23 protein-coding genes and 1 tRNA gene are annotated in these 19815 nt (G+C 73.9%); 11 read left to right on the top strand and 13 right to left on the bottom strand.

Annotation, left to right across the window (positions count from 1 at the left end):
* Positions 1-44 precede the first annotated feature (44 nt).
* The 3 genes from AB0N29_RS11295 (at position 45) to AB0N29_RS11285 (ending at position 1497) form a co-directional block, all read left to right on the top strand.
* Positions 45-377, top strand: coding sequence for an FmdB family zinc ribbon protein (locus AB0N29_RS11295; RefSeq protein WP_364866867.1), 333 nt, complete (start codon positions 45-47; stop codon positions 375-377).
* A gap of 65 nt (positions 378-442) precedes the next feature.
* The gene (locus tag AB0N29_RS11290; protein WP_364866684.1) at positions 443-1072 is read left to right on the top strand and encodes an SAF domain-containing protein; all 630 of its coding nucleotides are present in this window, start codon (positions 443-445) and stop codon (positions 1070-1072) included.
* Positions 1073-1110: 38 nt separating this feature from the next.
* Positions 1111-1497, top strand: coding sequence for an MscL family protein (locus AB0N29_RS11285; protein ID WP_364866682.1), 387 nt, complete (start codon positions 1111-1113; stop codon positions 1495-1497).
* Between the two features lie 17 nt (positions 1498-1514).
* Here AB0N29_RS11285 and AB0N29_RS11280 read toward each other — a convergent pair whose 3' ends face one another.
* The 3 genes from AB0N29_RS11280 to AB0N29_RS11270 form a co-directional block, all read right to left on the bottom strand.
* The gene (locus AB0N29_RS11280; RefSeq protein ID WP_364866680.1) at positions 1515-1721 is read right to left on the bottom strand and encodes a hypothetical protein; all 207 of its coding nucleotides are present in this window, start codon (positions 1719-1721) and stop codon (positions 1515-1517) included.
* A complete protein-coding gene (locus AB0N29_RS11275) occupies positions 1718-2974 on the bottom strand; it encodes an LCP family protein (protein WP_364866678.1) in 1257 nt (418 codons plus the stop codon). The genes AB0N29_RS11280 and AB0N29_RS11275 overlap by 4 nt, the downstream gene beginning before the upstream one ends.
* A 77-nt stretch (positions 2975-3051) precedes the next feature.
* Positions 3052-4656: a sulfatase gene (locus AB0N29_RS11270; protein WP_364866676.1), complete on the bottom strand. Its 1605-nt coding sequence runs from the start codon at positions 4654-4656 to the stop codon at positions 3052-3054.
* Positions 4657-4795: 139 nt separating this feature from the next.
* Between AB0N29_RS11270 and AB0N29_RS11265 the strand changes: the two genes are divergently transcribed.
* Positions 4796-4868, top strand: a tRNA-Arg gene (locus AB0N29_RS11265).
* Between the two features lie 11 nt (positions 4869-4879).
* Here AB0N29_RS11265 and AB0N29_RS11260 read toward each other — a convergent pair.
* Positions 4880-6079 (bottom strand): saccharopine dehydrogenase NADP-binding domain-containing protein, encoded by a 1200-nt coding sequence (locus AB0N29_RS11260; RefSeq protein WP_364866673.1) that lies wholly within the window; start codon positions 6077-6079, stop codon positions 4880-4882.
* Between the two features lie 22 nt (positions 6080-6101).
* On the opposite strand from AB0N29_RS11260, the gene AB0N29_RS11255 reads away from it, so the two are divergent.
* Together AB0N29_RS11255 and AB0N29_RS11250 are read left to right on the top strand one after the other, a co-directional pair.
* Positions 6102-6371 carry a DUF2277 domain-containing protein gene (locus tag AB0N29_RS11255; RefSeq protein WP_302269659.1) on the top strand — a complete coding sequence of 90 codons (270 nt, stop codon included), beginning with the start codon at positions 6102-6104 and terminating at the stop codon, positions 6369-6371.
* Complete coding sequence (locus tag AB0N29_RS11250) at positions 6368-7255, top strand: Sir2 family NAD-dependent protein deacetylase (RefSeq protein ID WP_364866671.1); 888 nt, start codon at positions 6368-6370, stop codon at positions 7253-7255. The genes AB0N29_RS11255 and AB0N29_RS11250 overlap by 4 nt, the downstream gene beginning before the upstream one ends.
* Here the strand turns inward: AB0N29_RS11250 and AB0N29_RS11245 are convergent.
* Positions 7194-7511 (bottom strand): hypothetical protein, encoded by a 318-nt coding sequence (locus AB0N29_RS11245; protein ID WP_302269657.1) that lies wholly within the window; start codon positions 7509-7511, stop codon positions 7194-7196. The two genes, AB0N29_RS11250 and AB0N29_RS11245, sit on opposite strands and share 62 nt — an antisense overlap.
* Before the next feature lie 227 nt (positions 7512-7738).
* Positions 7739-8425, bottom strand: a complete 687-nt coding sequence (locus AB0N29_RS11240) for a metal-dependent transcriptional regulator (RefSeq protein ID WP_302269655.1) — start codon at positions 8423-8425, stop codon at positions 7739-7741.
* 66 nt (positions 8426-8491) lie between these two features.
* Here AB0N29_RS11240 and AB0N29_RS11235 point away from each other — a divergent pair, with 66 nt between their 5' ends.
* Genes AB0N29_RS11235 through AB0N29_RS11225 form a run of 3 tightly spaced genes read left to right on the top strand, consistent with a single transcriptional unit; the run spans position 8492 to position 12293 of the window.
* On the top strand, positions 8492-9886 hold the full coding sequence (locus AB0N29_RS11235) for a deoxyribodipyrimidine photo-lyase (protein ID WP_364866668.1): 1395 nt from the start codon (positions 8492-8494) through the stop codon (positions 9884-9886).
* A 19-nt stretch (positions 9887-9905) separates the two neighbouring features.
* Positions 9906-10625: a hypothetical protein gene (locus AB0N29_RS11230; RefSeq protein ID WP_364866666.1), complete on the top strand. Its 720-nt coding sequence runs from the start codon at positions 9906-9908 to the stop codon at positions 10623-10625.
* Positions 10626-10664: 39 nt separating this feature from the next.
* Positions 10665-12293, top strand: coding sequence for a glycoside hydrolase family 13 protein (locus AB0N29_RS11225; RefSeq protein WP_364866664.1), 1629 nt, complete (start codon positions 10665-10667; stop codon positions 12291-12293).
* Between the two features lie 70 nt (positions 12294-12363).
* Here AB0N29_RS11225 and AB0N29_RS11220 read toward each other — a convergent pair whose 3' ends face one another.
* From AB0N29_RS11220 to pdxH, 3 genes are all read right to left on the bottom strand, one after another.
* Complete coding sequence (locus tag AB0N29_RS11220; protein WP_364866662.1) at positions 12364-12849, bottom strand: MarR family transcriptional regulator; 486 nt, start codon at positions 12847-12849, stop codon at positions 12364-12366.
* Positions 12846-14435 carry an MDR family MFS transporter gene (locus AB0N29_RS11215; protein WP_364866660.1) on the bottom strand — a complete coding sequence of 530 codons (1590 nt, stop codon included), beginning with the start codon at positions 14433-14435 and terminating at the stop codon, positions 12846-12848. The genes AB0N29_RS11220 and AB0N29_RS11215 overlap by 4 nt, the downstream gene beginning before the upstream one ends.
* A gap of 363 nt (positions 14436-14798) precedes the next feature.
* A complete protein-coding gene (gene pdxH, locus AB0N29_RS11210) occupies positions 14799-15476 on the bottom strand; it encodes a pyridoxamine 5'-phosphate oxidase (protein WP_364866658.1) in 678 nt (225 codons plus the stop codon).
* Between the two features lie 82 nt (positions 15477-15558).
* Between pdxH and AB0N29_RS11205 the strand changes: the two genes are divergently transcribed.
* A complete protein-coding gene (locus AB0N29_RS11205) occupies positions 15559-16662 on the top strand; it encodes a citrate synthase 2 (RefSeq protein WP_302269648.1) in 1104 nt (367 codons plus the stop codon).
* A gap of 101 nt (positions 16663-16763) precedes the next feature.
* Here AB0N29_RS11205 and AB0N29_RS11200 read toward each other — a convergent pair whose 3' ends face one another.
* The gene (locus AB0N29_RS11200; RefSeq protein ID WP_364866655.1) at positions 16764-17345 is read right to left on the bottom strand and encodes a hypothetical protein; all 582 of its coding nucleotides are present in this window, start codon (positions 17343-17345) and stop codon (positions 16764-16766) included.
* Positions 17346-17442: 97 nt separating this feature from the next.
* On the bottom strand, positions 17443-17808 hold the full coding sequence (locus AB0N29_RS11195; protein ID WP_364866652.1) for a helix-turn-helix domain-containing protein: 366 nt from the start codon (positions 17806-17808) through the stop codon (positions 17443-17445).
* A 119-nt stretch (positions 17809-17927) separates the two neighbouring features.
* Between AB0N29_RS11195 and AB0N29_RS11190 the strand changes: the two genes are divergently transcribed.
* The gene (locus tag AB0N29_RS11190; protein WP_302269644.1) at positions 17928-18776 is read left to right on the top strand and encodes an NmrA family NAD(P)-binding protein; all 849 of its coding nucleotides are present in this window, start codon (positions 17928-17930) and stop codon (positions 18774-18776) included.
* 4 nt (positions 18777-18780) lie between these two features.
* Here the strand turns inward: AB0N29_RS11190 and AB0N29_RS11185 are convergent, their stop codons facing one another.
* A complete protein-coding gene (locus AB0N29_RS11185) occupies positions 18781-19293 on the bottom strand; it encodes a GNAT family N-acetyltransferase (RefSeq protein ID WP_364866650.1) in 513 nt (170 codons plus the stop codon).
* A complete protein-coding gene (locus AB0N29_RS11180) occupies positions 19274-19720 on the bottom strand; it encodes a zinc ribbon domain-containing protein (RefSeq protein ID WP_364866648.1) in 447 nt (148 codons plus the stop codon). Before AB0N29_RS11180 ends, AB0N29_RS11185 begins: the two co-directional genes overlap by 20 nt.
* Between the last annotated feature and the right edge of the window lie 95 nt (positions 19721-19815).

Genomic DNA, 19815 nt, shown 5'->3' with positions numbered 1-19815 from the left:
CACGAGAGTGCCAAAGAACCGTGCTCAGACCCCCGGAGTTGACGTTGCCGACCTACCAGTACGCCTGCACCGAGTGCGGCCACGCCTTCGAGCAGTTCCAGAGCTTCTCCGACGACGCGCTGACCGAGTGCCCGGAGTGCTCGGGCCGCCTGCGCAAGCTGTTCAACGCCGTCGGCGTCGTCTTCAAGGGCTCGGGCTTCTACCGCACCGACAGCCGCTCGAGCAGCTCCTCCAGCGACACCCCGGCGTCGGCCGGCTCGTCCTCCTCGTCCGGCTCGGGCGGCTCCGACAGCTCCTCCTCGACCAGCTCCACGGCCGGCTCGAGCTCCTCGAGCACCTCGGGCTCCTCGTCCAGCAGCACCGCCGCCGCGTCCTGACGCCCACCCGCTGAGCCTGTGGAGAGCGCGCCGCACGCCGGCGCGCACTCTCCTACGGTCGGGGGATGCGCCTGCCCGACCGCCTGACCCGACCCGCCCGCGCCGTACGCCGGGGCGTGCTCGCGCGGCGCCGGTTGCTCGCCGCGGTCCTCACCGCCGTCGCGGTCGCCGCGGGCCTGCAGGCGACGGCCGAGCCGCCGCCCGCCACGGTGGCGGTCACCGTGGCCGCCCGCGACCTCCCGGTCGGCACGGTGGTGACGAGCCAGGACGTGGTCCGCGCCGCCTGGGCGCCCGGCAGCGCGCCGACCGGCCTGCCCGACCCCGTCGGGCGGGTGCTGGCGGCACCGGTGCGCCGCGGCGAGCCGGTGACCGACGTGCGGCTGGTCGGCCCGGGCCTGACCGACGGCCGACCGGACCTGACCGCCGTGCCCGTCCGGCTGCCGGACGCCGGCATGGCCGACCTGCTCGAGGTGGGTGACGAGATCGACCTCCTGGCCGCCGACCCCCGGTCGGGAGGGGCCGCGGTGGTCGCGACCGGCGTGCCCGTCCTGGCGCTGCCCGTGGACGTGGAGCCCGCGGTCGGCGGGAACGGGCTGACCGGCCGCCTGGTCGTCGTCGGCGCCGCGACCGCCGAGGTCACGGCCGTCGCCGACGCCGCCACCCGGTCCTTCCTGACCTACGCCTGGAGCCGCTAGCGTTCCGAGGTCCCTCGCTCCCGCCCCCTGGAGGCACCATGCTCGGCGGCTTCAAGAACTTCCTGCTCCGCGGCAACCTCGTCGACCTCGCGGTCGCGGTCATCATCGGCACGGCGTTCACCGCCGTCGTGACCGCCTTCACCGGCATGCTGATGTCGGCGATCGCCAAGATCACCGGCGGCAAGCAGCCGAACTTCGACGACTTCGCGCCCGGCGACGTCCTCGTCGGCCCGTTCATCACCGCTGCCGTCGCGTTCCTCATCCTGGCCGCGGTCGTCTACTTCTTCGTGGTGACGCCCTACGTCAAGGCCAAGGAGCGCTACTTCCCGAGCGCCCCGGCGGGCACGCCGGAGGACATCCAGCTGCTGCAGGAGATCCGCGACCTGCTCGCCGCGCAGGGCGGCGGCCAGCGACCGCAGGCCTGAGCCCGCGGCGCCCGCCCTCAGCCGCCGTGGTGCGGCGGCACCTGCTCCTGCAGCCAGGTGTCGCCGTCCCGGCGCTCCCCCCGGCGGTCGTCGTCCCGCTCGTCACGGGTCGTCTCCGGAAGGGCCTCCCCGAAGACCTCGGCGCGGCGCCGCGCCCGCTCCCACGCGGTGGGCGGCCGGCCCGCGTCGGGCCCGTCGTGTCCACCACCGGGGCGACCGGTCACGTGCACAGCCCCGCCGCCTCGAGCTGCTCGGTCCGCTCCTCGTCCTCCGGGCCGGCCGAGGGGCTGCCCGACGGGCCGCCCGAGGGGCCGGCGGACGGGCCGTCGCCGGAGCCGGTGCCGGGGACGTTGCCGGCGGTGATCACGCCGTCCTGCAGCCGGCGGCTCAGCGGCTCGTCGTTGGCGACCCGGTCCCAGACGCGCTGCGCCTCCGGGAGCCACTCGACGCGGCCGGGGTCGACCTCGCTGTACTGGAACGGCACGGTGATGAACTTGATGTTGTCCAGCCCGATGTGCTGGAAGCTGTAGCCGACCTTGCCCATCTGGTACAGGTTCTCGAAGTCGGTCGTGAGCGAGCCGATCGCCGCCTGCAGGAACCCGACGACGCGGTCGGGCCGGGCGAGCACGTTGCCGGAGACGACCTTCTTGGCCATCGCCGCGATGAAGGCCTGCTGGCGCTTGATCCGGCCGATGTCGGAGCCGTCGCCGAGGGTGTAGCGGGCGCGGACGTAGTTCAGCGCCTCCTTGCCCTCGATCTCCCGGGTCCCGGCGGGGATGTTGATGCCGTGCGCGGGGTCGGAGATGTCCTCGGGGATGCAGACCTCGACGCCGTCGATGGCGTCGACCATGTCCTGGAAGCCCTGGAAGTCGACGACGACGTAGTTGTCGAGGCGGACCCCGGTGAGCTGCTCGAACTGCCGCATCGTGCACGCGGGACCGCCGACGGAGTACGCCGCGTTCCACATGACACCCTCCTCGGCGGGGATGGTGTCGCCGTCCTCGGTGTAGCACTCGGGGCGGTCGACCAGCGAGTCGCGCGGGATGCTGACGCCGTAGGCGTTCTCGCGGTCCGCGGACAGGTGGAAGAGGATGGTGGTGTCCGAGCCGCCGCCGGCCTCCTGGTCGATCGCGTTGCCGGCGCCCTCGCGGGTGTCGTCACCCATGACCAGGATGTTGAGCGGCTCGCCGGGATCGTCGATGGTCCGCGCGGCGGGCCGGTCCTCGCCGAGCTGCGGGTCGAGGTCCTCGACGGTGAGGTCGCCGTTCAGCGACCGGTAGAGGAAGACGACGGAGAGCCCGGTGACCATCGCCAGGACCACCGTGGTGATGCCCAGCACCCGGGCCACGGTGTGCCGGCGGCGCCGCCGGGCGCGGCGGCGGCCCGCCCGGCCGCGGCTGTCGGGCTTGCGTCGGGCCTCGCCGCGCGGCGTGCCGGAACCCGGCGGGGCAGGCTGCTCGGACTGCTCGTCGGGCATGGGTCACCTTCGCGTGTGCGGGAACGTCCCATTGTGACCAGCACCGGCGGGTAACCCCAAAAACCCTCAGCCGGTTCTCAGCCGCGGGGATCCCCGCGGCGGTCACCGCGCCGGTCGCCGGGCGGGCGCGGCGGCGGCCCGAGGTCGACCCGGCACTCCTCGCCGGAGCAGTCCTCGAGCGCCGCCAGCCGCTGCCGCATCTCCCGCAGGACACCGCGGTGGCGCCGGTCGCGGGCGAGGTTCTGCAGCTGGTAGGGGTCGCGCCGGTTGTCGTAGAGCTCGAGGAAGCCGGTGTCGTCCCACCGCACGAACGTCCACCGCTCGTTGCGCACGCCGCGGTACCACCAGGGGGTCGGCGAGTCGTCGGGCCGGCCGCCGGCCTGGATGAGGATGTCGGAGTCGGGGCGCGGGCGGTCGCGGTCCCGGGCGAACGGCAGCACCGAGCGACCGTCGACCACCCGTCCGGGCTCGACCCCGGTCACGTCGAGGATGGTCGGCGCCAGGTCGACGGTGGTCACGACCTGGTCGCGCACGCCGCCGGCCGGGATGCCCGGGCCGCGGGCGAGGAGCGGCACCCGGATCGACTCCTCGTAGGGGAGGATCTTGCCGCGGTAGCGGTGCTCCCCCAGCAGGTAGCCGTTGTCGGAGGTGAACAGCACGACGGTGTCGTCGAGCTCGCCGGTGCGGCGCAGCGCCTCGAAGGTCTGGTCCACCCCCTGGTCGACCGCTGCGAGCGCCCGGATCCGCTGGCGGTGGAGGTACGTCGCGGAGCGGCGGCCGACCTTCTCGCGCTTGCGGATCTCGCGGCTCTTGTCGCGCACGTCGTCCTCGTCGAAGGACGGCTTGCCCAGCGAGGGCACCGCGGAGCGGCGGTACAGGTCGCGGTGCCGCGGGGCCGGGACCGGGGGCTTCGCGCACCCGCCGGTGTCCTGGCAGAGCCCGTGGGGGGCGTAGTAGGAGGACCAGATGAAGAACGGCTGGTCGGCCTCCGACCACTGCTCGACGAGGTCGACGGTGTCGTCGCGGATGACGTCGCTGGAGTACTCACGGGTGTGGAAGACCGGCTCGCCATTGCCGTACATCGGGTAGCGCTCGTAGCCGAACTCGTTGGTCGTGGCGACGTTCCAGAAGTCCCACCCGTCCGGGACGCCCTGGGTGGCGTCGTACTGGTTGAGGTACTTGCCGCTCATCCCGACCAGGTAGCCGGAGTCCTGCAGCCAGGCCGCGATCGTGTTGTCGGGCTCCCGCAGCGCCCCGGCGCCGCCGTACGGCCCGGCGTTGGTGTGCACGCCGTTGTTCTGGGCGAACTGGCCGGTGAGGATCTCCGCCCGGGCCGGGCAGCACAGCGGGTGCGGGGAGAGCATGTTGCGGAACGTCACGCCACCGCGCGCGAGCCACCGCCTCGTCCGCGGCATCCAGCGCATGTCGCTGAGCGCCTGGTCGTCGGTGGTGATCAGCACGACGTTGGGCCGGTCGTCGCCGGCGCGGCGCGCGTCGGGGCGGTGCCGCGGCTGCTCGTACTCGTAGCCCTGCGGCGTCATGCCCGAGCGCTGGCCGGCGGTCGGCGCGCCGGGGAGCCGCTCGGCGGGCCGGTCCTGGCGCGCAGGCGAGGCCAGCGCCGCCGTCACCAGCACGCTGACGCCGAGGACGATCACCAGGAGGACCACGACACGACGAGCCAAGACGCCCCCTTCCCCTCGACCACGACCGGGACCTCGGTGCCCCTCGGTCCGCTGCTTTCCCCTCGCCCACGAGGTTAAGGAATCGACCGGCCGACCCTCACATCGCGGACCGACCCCCCGCCTGCCAGGATGGTCGCCGGCCCCAGTAGCTCAGCGGATAGAGCAGCCGCCTCCTAAGCGAAAGGTCGCAGGTTCGACTCCTGCCTGGGGCACCCGGTTCCCCTCAGTCGAGGACCTCGAAGCGGAGCCCTGCGGCCTGCAGGCGGGCCAGCAGGTGCTCGCCCATCGCCGCGGCCGTGGTGACCGACCCCGAGGTGGGCGGGTTGTCGTCGAGCGCCAGGCACATCGCGGACTCGGCGAGCATCGCGGCGGTCTCGCCGTACCCGGGGTCACCGCCCGAGACGCGGGTGCGCACGGTCCGGCCACCGGACTCGCCGACGAAGTCGACGGTGAACCACGACCTCTCCCGCCGCGCCTCGTCGGGGCCCTCGCCCTGCTTGATCCGGCCCAGCAGGAGGTTGCGCACGGGGCCGACCTGCGCGGCGGCGGCCAGCGCGGTCACGCCGACGGCTCCGCCCGCGGCGTACCGCAGGGTCTTGGTGCCGGCGTAGTGGGAGTAGCGGAACTCCGGACCGTACGCCGCGAGGGCGTCGCCGCTGCGCGCGACGATGAACGGGTCGATCGTGGGCAGCGGGAGCAGCCAGTAGCCGGTGACCGGGTCCTTGTGCGGCTTGCCGGCGACGGCCCGCGACGAACGGCCCTCGGGCCGCTGGCCGAGCCGCTTCTCCAGCGCCCGCCGCTCGCTCGACGCCGCGCGCATCTGCCGGGCGCGGGAGAACTGCGTCATCGCGGAGTGGAAGGTGCCGCCGGAGACCGTGCCACTGCCGCGCACCACGCCACGCAGGGTGAGCGGGCCGTCGACCGGCGCGAGCTGCTGGACGGTGAAGAAGGCGCCGAGGTCGTGCGGGACGGAGTCGAAGCCGCAGGCGTGCACGATCCGGGCACCGCTGCGCTGGGCGGCCTCGTGGTGCGCGGTGAACATCCGGTCGACGAACTCGGGCTCGCCGGTGAGGTCGAGGTAGTCGGTGCCGGCCTCGGCGCACGCGGCGACCAGGGGCTCGCCGTGGGTGAGGTACGGCCCCACGGTGGTCACGACGACCCGGGTGGAGGCCGCGAGGTCGGCGAGCGAGGCGGGGTCGGCACTGTCGGCCGTCAGCAGCGGCAGGTCCGCCAGCCGCGGCTCGATCCGGGCCAGCCGGTCGCGCACCCGCGCCAGCTTCTCGGCGTTGCGCCCGGCGATCGCCCACCGCAGCCCCTCGGGGGCGTGCCGGGCGAGGTACTCGGCGGTCAGCCCACCGGTGAAGCCGGTGGCGCCGAGGAGGACGACGTCGTGGGCGCGGTCGGGAGCGCGGTCGCTGGCCATGGCTGAAACGTACGCTGGAGGCATGTGCCGGAACATCCGCCCCCTCAACAACTTCGAGCCGCCGGCGACCGGCGACGAGGTCACCGCGGCGGCCCTGCAGTACGTCCGCAAGGTCAGCGGCACCACCAAGCCCTCGCAGGCCAACCAGGCGACGTTCGACCGGGCCGTCGCCGAGATCGCGCACATCACCCAGCACCTGCTCGAGGACCTGGTCACCACCGCACCGCCGAAGAACCGCGAGGTGGAGGCGGACAAGGCGCGCGCCCGGGCCGCGCTGCGCTACGGCCGATGACCCCGACGGCCGAGCACGACACCGGGCACGACACCGGGTACGACGCGGCGCTGGCCCTCCTCGGGGCCGGACCGCTCGTCGTGCTGACCGGCGCCGGGCTCTCGACCGACTCCGGCATCCCCGACTACCGGGGCCCGGGCCGGCCGCCCCGCTCCCCGATGATGTTCGCGGAGTTCGTCTCGGGGCCGGCCGCGCGCCGGCGCTACTGGGCCCGCAGCCACCTCGGCTGGGGCCGGATGCGGCACGCCGACCCCAACCCCGGGCACCAGGCGCTCGCCGAGATCGACCCCGACCTGCTCATCACCCAGAACGTCGACGGCCTGCACGAGCGGGTCGGCCAGCGGCGGCTCGTCACCCTGCACGGCCGGATCGCCGAGGTCGTGTGCCTGGACTGCCGGACGGTCTCGGCCCGCGCCGACCTGCACGACCGGATGACCGCGGCCAATCCCGGGTTCGCCGAGCAGCACGCGGCGGTCGCGGTCAACCCCGACGGCGACGTGGAGCTCGACGACCCCGAGGTGGTCGCGGGCTTCGTCGTCCCCGCGTGCGAGGAGTGCGGCGGGGTGCTCAAGCCGCACGTGGTGTTCTTCGGCGAGAACGTGCCGCCCGACCGGGTCGAGCGCTGCTACGCCGCCGTCGACGACCTGGCGGCGACCGGGGGGACGCTGCTGGTGGCCGGGTCCAGCCTGACGGTGATGAGCGGGTTCCGGTTCGTGCGGCGGGCGGCCAAGGCCGGGACGCCGGTGGTGATCGTCAACCGGGGCGCGACGCGGGGCGACGAGCTGGCGACGTACCGGCTCGACGTGGGCTGCAGCGAGCTGCTCAGCGAGCTTGCCGCACGACGCGGCGCCGCAGCTGGCCGAGGAGCTCCATCACGGCGGTGACGCCCTCCTCGCCGGCGGGCTCGCCCGCGCCGGCGACCAACCGGTCCGCGGTCTCCGGCGGCACGCGGGCGCCGACCTCGAGCACGTAGACGGTGTCCTCGAGCTCGAACTCGATGTCGGCCACCACCGCGAGGTGCTGCTCGCCGTCGGAGCCGGCCAGGACGACCGCCTCGTGCGGCTCTAGGCCGTGGCTCAGCGATGTCGACGAGTGCGCCACGCGCACGCGGCCGGCCCCGGTCGCGCGGTCAGGCGTCATCAGACGGTGCACGGTCTCTCCCCTCAGAGAACGGTCGCCGCCCCCGGCGACCGTGCCTACAACGCACCGCGGGGGGAACGGTGACGCCGGTACCCACTTTAGGGCGATGGTGTCCAGACCGGAAGGGACCTTCGGCACTGGTCGGGACCAGAACGCTCAGGTCGGGCCGGCCGGTGCCGACGAGAGGGGGAGGTCTCGACCCTCCGGGGCTTCGTGCCCGCTGCGCCTCAGAGCTGGCGGACGAAGATGTGGTTGGCGGCCTCGGGGACGATCTCGGCGGTCTCGCCGCCGGAACCGATCAGCACGCCCTCGCCGGTCGCGATCACGGTGACGGTCTTGTCCGGCAGCGCGCCGACGCGGCGCAGCGCGCTCATCAGGACCTCGTCCTTCTGCATCTCCTCGGAGATGCGGCGCACCAGCACGCGGCCCTCGGCGGAGCCCGCGGCGCGGGAGAGCGGCTCGACGCCGTCCATGAAGCTCTCGGGGAGCGACTCCTGGCCCAGCTCGGCCAGGCCCGGGATGGGGTTGCCGTACGGCGACTCCGTGGGGTGGTCGAGCAGCTCGAGCAGGCGGCGCTCGACGGTCTCGGACATGACGTGCTCCCAACGGCACGCCTCCTCGTGGACCAGCTCCCAGTCCAGGCCGATGACGTCGGTCAGCAGCCGCTCGGCCAGCCGGTGCTTGCGCATGACCCGCACGGCGAGGCGCCGGCCCTCGTCGGTGAGCTCCAGGTGGCGGTCGCCCTCGACGGTCACCAGCCCGTCCCGCTCCATCCGGGCGACGGTCTGGGAGACCGTCGGGCCGCTCTGGTGGAGACGCTCGGCGATCCGGGCACGCAGCGGGACGATCCCTTCCTCGACCAGCTCGTAGATGGTCCGGAGGTACATCTCGGTGGTGTCGATCAGGTCGCTCACGCCGCTCATTGTGTCCCATCGGCCATGCCGCGGCACCTCGCTGGGCACCGGAGGGGCGTGCCAGACGTGACCTCAGACTCTCCGGCCAGCACGGACCCCGACGGGCGGCGCACGATCATGTGGTTCCGGCGCGACCTGCGGCTGCGCGACAACCCGGCGCTGCTCGAGGCGTGCGCGGAGGGGGCGGTGCTCCCGCTGTTCGTCCTCGACCCGCACCTGTGGGGGCCGGCCGGGCCGAGCCGGCGCGCCTACCTGGCCGCCTCGTTGCGGGCCCTCGACGCGGGCCTGCGCGCGCTGGGGGCACCCGGCCTGCAGGTGGTCCGCGGCGACCCGGCACGCCGCGTGCCCCTCGCCGCCCGGGCCGCCGGCGCCGCCCGGGTGCACGTGGCGGCGGACTTCGGTCCCTACGGCCGCCGGCGCGACGAGGCGGTCGAGCGGGCGCTGGGCGAGGCCGGCGTCGAGCTGGTCCGCACCGGGTCGCCGTACGCCGTGCCGCCCGGCGAGGTCGTCAACGGCTCGGGCGACCACTACCGCGTGTTCACGCCGTTCTACCGGGCCTGGCAGCAGCAGGAGCGGCCCGACCCGGTGCCGGCACCGCGCCACGGGGCGTGGGTGGCGCTCGAGGCGGACACCACCGAGATCCCCGACCCCCCGCTCCCCCCGGGGCTCGAGCTGCCCGAGGCCGGCGAGGACGCCACCCGGGACCGGTGGGCCGACTTCCTCGAGCACCGGGTCGACGACTACGACGAGGAGCGGAACCTCCCGGGCACGGACGGCACCTCGCGGATGTCGGTGCACCTGAAGTACGGCGAGGTGCACCCCCGGCAGCTGCTGGCCGACCTCGCCCGGAGGCGGAGCACCGGCGCGGCGACGTACGCCAAGGAGCTGGGGTGGCGCGAGTTCTACGCCGACGTGCTCTGGCACCAGCCGCGCACCGCGCGGGAGTACTACAAGACGCAGTACGCGAACCTCGCCTACGACGAGCCCGGCGAGCTGTTCGCGGCCTGGCAGGAGGGGCGCACCGGCTTCCCGGTCGTGGACGCCGGGATGCGGCAGCTGCGCTCGGTCGGCTGGATGCACAACCGGGTCCGGATGATCACCGCGAGCTTCCTGGTCAAGGACCTGCACGTGGAGTGGCAGCACGGCGCCCGGCACTTCCTGCACTGGCTGGCCGACGGCGACCTGGCCTCCAACAACCACGGCTGGCAGTGGGTGGCCGGCTCCGGCACCGACCCCTCGCCGTTCTTCCGCGTCTTCAACCCCACCGGCCAGGGCCGCAAGTTCGACCCCGACGGCTCCTACGTCCGGCGCTGGGTCGCCGAGCTCGCCGACCCCGAGCAGGTGCCCGACCCGCACGAGCCGTCGAGCGAGGTGCGGGCGGCGGTGGGCTACCCCGAGCCGGTCGTCGACCACGCCGAGGAGCGCCGTGAGGCGCTGGCCCGGTGGGAGCGGATCCGGTGAGGTCGGCAGACTGCCCCGGGTGACCACCTCCACCTCGCCCGGCGCCGCTCCCCTGCTCGTCCCCGCCCGTTTCAACGGCCCGCCGGGCTCGGGCAACGGAGGTTGGTGCGCCGGGGCGGTCGCGGCGCGGGTCGGCGGGACCGGAGCCGTCGAGGTGCGGCTGCGCAAGCCGCCGCCGCTGGAGGAGCCGATGGAGGTCGCCGAGCGCGACGGCTGGACGGTGGCGCTGCGGGGCGGCGAGGTCGTCCTGCAGGCCCGGCCGGCCGCCGAGCCGCTGCCCGACCCGCTCGAGCCGGTCGCGCCCGAGCACGCCCGTGCCGCCGCGGCGGCGTACGCCGGCTTCGGCAGCCACCCGTTCGGCCACTGCTTCTCGTGCGGCACCGAGCGGGCCGCCGGCGACGGCCTGCGGATCTTCCCCGGGCCGGTCGCCGACGGCCTGGTCGCGGCGCCCTGGACCCCGCACTCCGACCACACCTCGGTCGAGGCGACCTGGTCCGCGATCGACTGCGCCGGCGCGTGGGCGGCCGGGATCGGCGAGCGCGCGATGGTGCTCGGCTCGATGACCGCGCGGGTGGTGGCGCTGCCCGAGGCCGGCGCCGAGCACGTCGTCACCGGCGCGGTGCGCCGCCGCGACGGCCGTCGCCACCACACGGCGACCGCCCTGCGCACCGGCGACGGCGAGCTGCTCGCGGCCGCCGAGCAGGTGTGGTTCGAGATCGACCCGGCCACCTTCGGCTGACGCTCCGGCGGGCGAGCGCCGTCTGGTTTCATGGAGGGCATGGCTTTGAACGATCCAACCCATGCGTCCGACGCCGGAGCCGGCTCCGAGTGGTGGCGGCACGCGGTCACCTACCAGGTCTACGTCCGCAGCTTCGCCGACAGCGACGGTGACGGCATCGGTGACCTGCCCGGCATCACCTCGCGGCTGCCGTACCTGCGCGACCTCGGGGTGGACGCCCTGTGGATCACGCCGTTCTACACCTCCCCGCAGCACGACCACGGGTACGACGTGGCGGACTACTGCGACGTCGACCCGCGCTTCGGCACCCTCGCCGACGCCGACACCCTCGTCGCGACCGCGCACGACCTGGGCCTGAAGGTGATCGTCGACCTGGTCCCCAACCACAGCTCGAACGAGCACGTGTGGTTCCAGGCGGCGCTCGCCGCGGAGCCGGGCAGCCCCGAGCGTGCCCGCTACATCTTCCGCGACTCCCCCGCCGACCGCCCCGGCGAGCCGCCGAACAACTGGCTCTCGGTCTTCGGCGGCCCGGCGTGGACCCAGCTGCCCGACGGGCAGTGGTACCTCCACCTCTTCGACTCCAGCCAGCCCGACTTCGACTGGCGCAACCCCGAGGTCGGCGACATGTTCGCCGACGTGCTGCGCTTCTGGCTCGACCGCGGCGTGGACGGGTTCCGCGTCGACGTGGCCCACGGGCTGGTCAAGGAGGAGGGCCTGCGCGACCAGGAGGTCGGCGAGGGCGAGGAGCTCGGCAGCGGCGCCCCGATCAACGAGGAGCACTCGATGGTCGAGCGCACCCTGCGCGACGAGCCGATGTGGGACCAGCCCGAGGTGCACGACGTCTACCGCCGCTGGCACGCCGTCCTCGAGGAGTACGACGGCGACCGGATGATGGTGGCCGAGGCGTGGACGCAGACTCCGGAGTCGATGGCGCGGTTCGTGCGGCCCGACGAGATGCAGCAGTCGTTCAACTTCGCCTGGCTGCTCGCGCCGTGGTCGGCCAAGGCGTTCGCCGACGTCATCACCGGCACCCTCGAGGCGGTCGCCCCGGTGGGCGCCTCCCCCACCTGGGTGCTCAGCAACCACGACGTCGTCCGGCACGTCACGCGGTACGGCGGCGGCGCCACCGGCCTGGCGCGGGCCCGCGCCGCGACGCTGGCGATGCTCGCCCTCCCCGGCTCCTCCTACCTCTACGAGGGCGAGGAGCTCGGCCTCGAGCAGGTCGACGTGGAGCCGGAGTTCCGGCAGGACCCCTCGTGGTTCCGCACCGGCGAGGTCGGCCGCGACGGCTGCCGCGTCCCGGTGCCGTGGAGCGGCGACGCGCCGCCGTTCGGGTTCGGCCCGGGCACCGAGCAGCCCTGGCTCCCCCAGCCGTCGGACTGGGCCCCGCTGAGCGTGGAGGCCCAGGCGGGCGACCCCGACTCCACGCTGGCGTTCTACCGCTCGGCGCTGGCCGCGCGGCGTACCTTCGCCACCACCGCGGGCGACGACGTCGAGGTCCTGGCCAGCGGCCACGACGACGTGCTGGCCTTCCGCCGCGGACCGGTCACGGTCGTGGTCAACTGCGGCGAGGAGACGGTGCCGCTCCCCGAGGGTGAGCTGCTGCTCGCGAGCGGTCCGGTCGTGGACGGCCTCGCGCCCGACACCGCCGCCTGGCTCGCGGGCTGACCCCCGACGCACGTGATGCCCAGCGCGCGCCGGGGCGCGCGCTGGGCATCACGAGGCGGGTCGGACGGGCCTACTCCAGGCCCAGCGTCCGGTTGTAGCGGGCGAGGGTGTCCGCGAAGTCGGCGAGCTCCTCGTCGGACCAGTCACCGAGCCGCTCGTCGAGGTACTGGCGCCGCATCGCGGCGACCTCGTCGAGCCGGCGCACCGCGTCCTCGCTGGCCGACAGCAGCGTGGCCCGGCCGTCCTTCGGGTCCGGCGACCGGTCGATCAGCTGCAGGTCCATCAGGTGCTGCACCTGCCGGCTGATCGCGCCCTTGTCGATGCCGAAGACCTCGGCCATCTCCGAGGCCCGCAGCTGGCCGCGGTCGACCAGGTAGCTGAGCATGAGGTACGACGAGGGCTGCAGGTCCGGGTGGACGGCCCGCGCGCGCTCGCCGATCACGCGGCGCACCCGGCGGATGACGACGCCGACCTCCTGCTCGAGCCGGCGCACCGACTCCCCGCGGTCCGTCACGGCCGACTGCCCACCGGCGGGTGACGAGGCGACCGTGGTCATCGTGCGCTCAGCTCGTCGGTCGCCTCGGGCGCCTTGGTGTCCGGCACGTCCGCGGTGCTGGTGCGCAGCGGCACCTCCTTGATGAAGAGCACGCACAGGAGGGCGACCACCGCGAAGGGCACCGAGACCATGAAGAGGTGGCCGGTCGCGTCGCCGAAGCTCTGCTCGTAGAGCGAGCGGATCGGGGCGGGCAGCTGGTCGAGGTCCGGGATGCTGCCCGAGCCGCCGGCCGCACCCGGGTCGACACCGAGCCGGCGCAGGCCGGAGGCCATGTGGTCGGAGACCTGGTGGGCCAGGAGCGCACCCAGGGCGGACACGCCGACCGTGCCGCCGATGGAGCGGAAGAACGCGACGACGGAGCTGGCGGCGCCGAGGTCGGCGGCCTTGGCGTTGTTCTGCACGGCCAGGACGAGGTTCTGCATGGTCGCACCCATGCCGACGCCGAGGACTGCCATGAACAGGCCGACGACGGCGAGGGAGGTGTCGGCGTCGATCGTCGCGAGCAGCGCGAAGCCGGCGACGACGAGGACCGAGCCACCGACGAGCCAACGCTTCCACAGGCCCGTGGCGGTGATGACCTTGCCGGAGACGATGCTCGAGACGAGCAGGCCGCCGACCATGCAGATCGACATCAGGCCCGCGTGGGTCGGGGACATGCCCCGTGACATCTGGAAGTACTGGCTCAGGTAGACCGTCGAGCCGAACATCGCGACACCGATCATCACCGAGGCCAGCGTGGCCAGCGACGTGGTGCGGTCGCGGAAGAGGCGCAGCGGGACGACCGGCTCGCTGGCGACCTTCGCCTCGACGTACAGCGCGGCGGCGATGACCACGGCCGCGGCGACGAGCATGACCGCGGTGGTGGCGGAGGCCCAGGCGAACTGGTCGCCGGCCAGGGAGACCCAGATCAGCAGGATGGAGACACCCGCGACGATCAGCGTCGCGCCGGTGTAGTCGATCTTGACGTCCCGCCTGACCACCGGCAGGTGCAGCTTGAGCTGCAGCACGACGAAGGCGAGCAGGGCGACCGGGATGCCGACGTAGAAGCACCCGCGCCAGCCGAGCGGGGAGTCCACGATCAGGCCGCCGAGCAGCGGGCCGCTCACGGTCGCGGTGGCGAAGACGGCACCGATGTAGCCGGAGTAGCGGCCGCGCTCACGCGGGCTCACCATCGAGGCGATGACGACCTGGACCAGCGCGGTGAGACCACCGACGCCGAGGCCCTGGAAGGCCCGGGCGCCGATCAGCACCTCCATGTTCGGGGCGAGACCGGCGATGAGCGAGCCGATGGCGAAGATGACGAGGGCGACCTGCACCAGCATCTTCTTGCTGAACAGGTCGGCGAGCTTGCCCCAGATGGGCGTCGTCGCGGTCATCGTCAGCAGCGTCGCCACGACGACCCAGGTGTAGCCGCTCTGGCTGCCCTCGAGGTCGGTGACGATGCGTGGCAGGGCGTTGCTGACCACGGTGCTGGAGAGCATGGCGACGAACATCGCCAACAGGAGGCCGGAGAGGGCCTCGAGGATCTCGCGGTGGGTCATCTCGCCGGACTGCGCAGCAGTCGGCGCGGGTGGTGCCTGGGTCACGGGTTCTCGCTTCGTCGGTACGGGTGCTGCAGTCATGCTCAGTCAAAGGTTGACGGAAGCAACTTTATTCCGTCCTCGCCCCACGACCAACTCCCCGCGCACCGGACCCGGCCGGAAATGCAGCGACCCGCAGGTGTGGCCCCCTGTCGGGGGCCGAGCCGGCGGACGGGGCCGGTTCACCTGCGGGTCGGGCAGCTGCTTGGGATTCGCCAGCAGCGTCGGGGCTCGTGGCACGAGCCCGTCGTCCTGCTGGGGCTGCTAGCGGGCAGCCACCTCACGCGTCCAAGAAGAACTCATTCTCCGGACCACCTCCTTTCCCGTGTACGGCAACGGTAGGTCGCGCACCGGGGACGCTCAAGGGGATTACGGGGCCAACCGCTGCGTCCGCCACGCGTCACCCGATCGGGTGTAGACCAGCCGGTCGTGCATCCGGCCCGGCCGGCCCTGCCAGAACTCCACGGCCTCCGGCCGCACGACGTACCCGCCCCACTCCTCGGGCACCGGGAGCCCGCCGTCCGGCACGTCGGCGAAGCGCGCCTCGACCTCGTCGTACGCCGCGGCGAGCTCCTCGCGCCCGGCGACCGGGCGGGACTGGTGGGAGGCCCAGGCACCGAGCTGGGAGCCGCGCGGACGGACCGCGAAGTAGTCGGCGACCGCCTCGCGCGACAGCGGCTCGGCGACACCGTCCACGCGCACCTGCCGCTCGAGGGGGTGCCAGGGGAAGAGCAGCGCGCACCGGGGGTTGGCCGCGAGCTCGGCGCCCTTGCGCGAGCCGGTGTTGGTGAAGAAGACGAAGCCGCGCTCGTCGAGCCCCTTGAGCAGGACCATCCGCGAGGACGGCTGCCCGTCGGCGGAGACGGTGGCGACCACCATCGCGTTGGGCTCGTGGACGGCGTCCTCGACCTCCGCGAACCAGCGCCGGAACATCGTCACCGGGTCCGGCGCCAGGTCGTCCTCGGCCAGCCCGGCCGCGGCGTACTCGTGCCGGAGGCTGCGCAGGTCCAGCTCGCCTCGTGCGGGGTCTCGTGCGGGGTCGGCCATGCCGCCAGCGTAGGGATGGGTACAGAATGCCCGGGGCCCACCCGTCCGGGTGCGTCACGCACTGCGACAAGGAGTCAGGACGATGGTGGACGTGCACCACGGGCTCGAGGGCGTCGTCGCCTTCGAGACGGAGATCGCGGAGCCCGACAAGGAGGGCTCGGCGCTGCGCTACCGCGGCGTCGACATCGAGGACATCGTCGGGCGGGTGCCGTTCGAGAACGTCTGGGGCCTGCTCATCGACGGCTCCTTCGACCCCGGCCTGCCGCCGGCCGAGGCCTACAACATCCCGGTCCACACCGGCGACGTGCGCGTCGACGTCCAGGCCGCGATCGCGATGCTCGCGCCGGCCTTCGGCTTCCGCCAGACCTACGACATCTCCGACGAGCAGGCCCGCGCCGACCTCTCCCGCGTTGCCGTCATGGTGCTGTCCTATGCCGCGCAGTCCGCCCGCGGCCTGCACCAGCCCGTCGTGCCGCAGTCGGTCGTCGACGAGGGCTCGACGCTCGCCGAGAAGTTCCTCGTCCGCTGGAAGGGCGAGGCCGACCCCAAGCACGTCAAGGCGATCGACGCCTACTGGTCCTCGGCCGCCGAGCACGGCATGAACGCCTCGACCTTCACCGCCCGCGTCATCACCTCCACCGGCGCCGACGTGGCCGCCGCGTTCTCCGGCGCCATCGGCGCGATGTCGGGACCGCTGCACGGCGGCGCGCCCTCGCGGGTGCTCGGCATGATCAGCGACGTCGAGGAGTCCGGCGACGCGACGGCGTACGTCAAGGGCCTGCTCGACCGCGGCGAGCGGCTGATGGGCTTCGGCCACCGCGTCTACCGCGCGGAGGACCCCCGCGCCCGCGTGCTGCGCCGCACCGCTCGGGAGCTCGACGCGCCTCGCTACGAGGTCGCCGAGGCGCTCGAGAAGGCCGCGCTCGCCGAGCTGCGCGAGCGCCGGCCCGACCGGGTGCTCGAGACGAACGTGGAATTCTGGGCCGCCATCGTCCTGGACTTCGCCGAGGTCCCGGCGAACATGTTCACCTCGATGTTCACCTGCGCCCGCACCGGCGGCTGGTCGGCGCACATCCTGGAGCAGAAGCGCACCGGCCGGCTCATCCGGCCCTCCGCGGTCTACACCGGCCCCGCCGCGCGCGGGCCCGAGACCATCGAGGGCTGGAAGGCCGAGTGGGCGGAGTGAGCCGCACCGCCTGACCGCACCGCCTGACCGACCACCGCCGGCCGTCGACCCCTCCGTGTCGGCGGCCGGTGTCGTCCTCCGGTGCCGTCGGGGGCGGCCGCTCAGCCGGCGTCGACCCGCCCGGCGTACCAGGACGTCCTCCCGCGACCGGCCTTGCGGGTCAGCGAGATGTGCACGTGGTCGCGGTGGCGCAGGGTGGCCGAGCACTTCGCGCGCTTGCGGCACGAGGAGCTCAGGTAGGGCTCGGGCTCGAAGGCGTCCCACGCGGCGTACATCCGGTCGTCCCAGATGACGTACATGATGCCCATCCGGCGAGCCTTCGCGTGCTCGCGTCCCTTCGCGTCGGCGGCGAAGGCGTCGCGGAGGAACGCGCGTGCGGTGCGCCGCCCCTGCTTCGTGCTCGCGTCCAGGGTCCAGTCGAAGGCGCGGCCCTCGGCATGCTCGGAGGTGCCGCTGCCGCAGCTGCGCGAGACCCCGCCCCAGGACCCGCCGTAGCGGCGCACGAGCCACCGGCCGAGCGCCTCGGTGCCGGGCTTGGCGTGCGGCGAGCACCTGGTCTGCGGTTGGTACGGCGCGTAGTCCTCGAGACCGGCGGCGGGCACGCTCGGGGCGAGCACGGCGACCAGGAGTAGGAGGGGCAGGACCAGGCGTCCCAGCAGGCGTCGGAGCAGTCGTCGGAGCACCGCAGGAGGGTACGGACGCGACCGGCCCGGGCGTGGCCGATCGGCGCGGACTCCCCCGGTCGGCCGCCGCGGACCGCCCGAGCGGGTCAGGTGCCGGTCACCGCGCGTCGTACGCCGCGCGGGCGGCCAGCACCTCGTCGAAGTGCCCGCGGGTCCACGCCTCGAGGGCGGCGACCGCCTCGACGAGGCTGCGACCGAGGTCGGTGAGGGTGTACTCCACCCGCGGCGGCACCTCGGCGAAGACCTCGCGGGTCGCCAGGCCGTCCCGCTCCATGGCCCGCAGCGTCTGGGTCAGGACCTTGGGGCTGATCCCCTCGATCCCGCGCGCGAGCTCGGTGAACCGGTGGCTGCGGCGGGCCAGCAGGAGGAGCACCAGCACGGTCCAGCGGTCGCCGATCCGGTCGAGGACGGACCGGGTCGGGCACTCGGCGGAGAACGGGTCGGCGGCGGGTGCGGTGCTCACCTGGACACTATCCACCAGGTACCCAGTGCACTTCAAAGTGCCTGCTATCCGATGGGAAGCAACATCTGACCTGCCCGGTTGGGGAGGGCGACCACCCCGCACACTCCCCAGGAGGACCCATGTCCATCGTCGTCACCGGAGCGACCGGCCACCTCGGCCGGCTCACCGTCGAGGCCCTGCTCGAGCGCGGCGTGCCCGCCGCCGACATCACCGCCACGGGCCGCGCCACCGAGCGGATCGCCGACCTCGCCGAACGCGGCGTCCGCGTGCTGCGGGTCGACCTCGGCGACCGCGCCGCCGTCGACGCCGCCCTCGCCGGCGCCGAGAAGGTGCTGCTCGTCTCCGGCACCGAGCCCGACCGGGTCGCGCAGCACGGCACCGTGGTCGACGCCGCCGTCGCGGCGGGCGTCGCGCACCTCGTCTACACGTCCGCGCCCCGCGCCACCACGACGTCGATGCTGCTCGCCGGTGCGCACCGCGAGACCGAGGAGCTGCTCGCCGCGAGCGGGCTGGCCACCACGGTGCTGCGCAACGCCTGGTACGTCGAGAACTACACCGGCCAGGTCGACACCTACCGCGAGCACGGCATGCTCGGCGCCGCCGGGGAGGGCCGGGTGTCGGTGGCGCTCCGCTCGGAGTACGCCGAGGCCGCCGCCGCGGTGCTGGCGGGCGAGGGCCACGAGGGCCGGACCTACGAGCTCGGCGGCCCCGCCGTCACGCTCCCCGAGATCGCCGCGGCCGTCTCCGGCGCGATCGGCCAGGAGGTGGCCTACACCGACGTGCCCGTCGAGCAGCTCCGCCAGGTGCTGGCCGGCGCCGGCGTGCCCGCACCCATGGACGCCGTGCTGGCCGACGTGGACCGCGCCATCTCGGTCGGTGAGCTGGAGGTCGACCCCGCCGACCTCGAGTCCCTGCTCGGCCGCCCGGTGACCCCGCTCGCCGAGGCCGTGCGCCGCGCCCTGGGCTGACCCCTCAGGCCGGGGTCAGCACCTTGGCGTAGCAGCGGGACAGCGGGGCGTCCTTGTAGTAGCCGAAGCCCGGGACCGAGGCGTAGCCGCACGACTCGTAGAGCGCCATGGCCTCGGGCTGGCGCAGGCCGGTCTCGAGGACGAGCGCCTCGTACCCCGCCTCGGCGGCCGTCCGCTCGAGGTGCTCGAGCATCCGGCGGGCGTGGCCGCGGCGCTGGGCCGCGGGCACGACGTACATCCGCTTGACCTCGGCCGTCCCGGTCGTCCCCAGCGCCTCGACGCCCGAGCGGCGCCAGGCGCCGGTGGCGACCGGGGTGCCGCCGACGTACCCCACGAAGAAGCTGCCCGTCGGCGGCACGAACATGTCCGGCTCCACCGGCGACTCGTCGCGGCCGCCGTACCGCGTGACGTACTCCTCCTGGACCTGCTCGATCAGCGCGACCGCGTCCGGGTGGCCGTAGTCGACGCGGACGACGCGTAGTCGGTCCCCGCCCGCCTCAGGCGAGCGAACCTCCACAGCTGTCACAGAACCTCGCATCCGGGTCGTTGCGCACGCCGCAGGAGCGGCAGTACGGGCCGGCCGCCGGCGCCCCGCGGGTCTGCGGGCCGTCGTCGACGGTGCGGCCGGCACCCATGATCCCCTGCCCGTCGGAGAGGTACGACGCGGAGTCCTTGAGGACGGGCACGGTCTCGCCGGCGCCGTACCGGGCGGCCACCCCGCCGAAGCCGGCCTGCAGGCACAGCACCCCGACCATGAGGACCAGGAAGCCGCCGACGAAGCAGGCGATCCCGGTGGTCGGCGCGTCCCAGCCGTCGTGGCCGAGGAAGGAGGCGAAGCCGTAGCCGGAGACCGCGAGGCCGACCGGCGCCAGGACGCAGCCGGCGACGCGGAAGGACGTGCGGGCGCCGGACTGGTGGCGCAGCCCGGGGTGGTCACCGGTCATGAGGTCCTCCGATTCCGTGGAGCCCCGGGCCTGCTGAGAGACTCGAGGAGCGCTGACAGCGTCGTCAGGGAGCACCTCCTACCCACCCGGAAGGC

This window comes from Nocardioides sp. NPDC092400 (assembly GCF_040684155.1).
GTDB lineage: Bacteria > Actinomycetota > Actinomycetes > Propionibacteriales > Nocardioidaceae > Nocardioides.
Note: the sequence above shows the minus strand (reverse complement) of the source record. Positions and strands in the feature narration are given on the sequence as shown.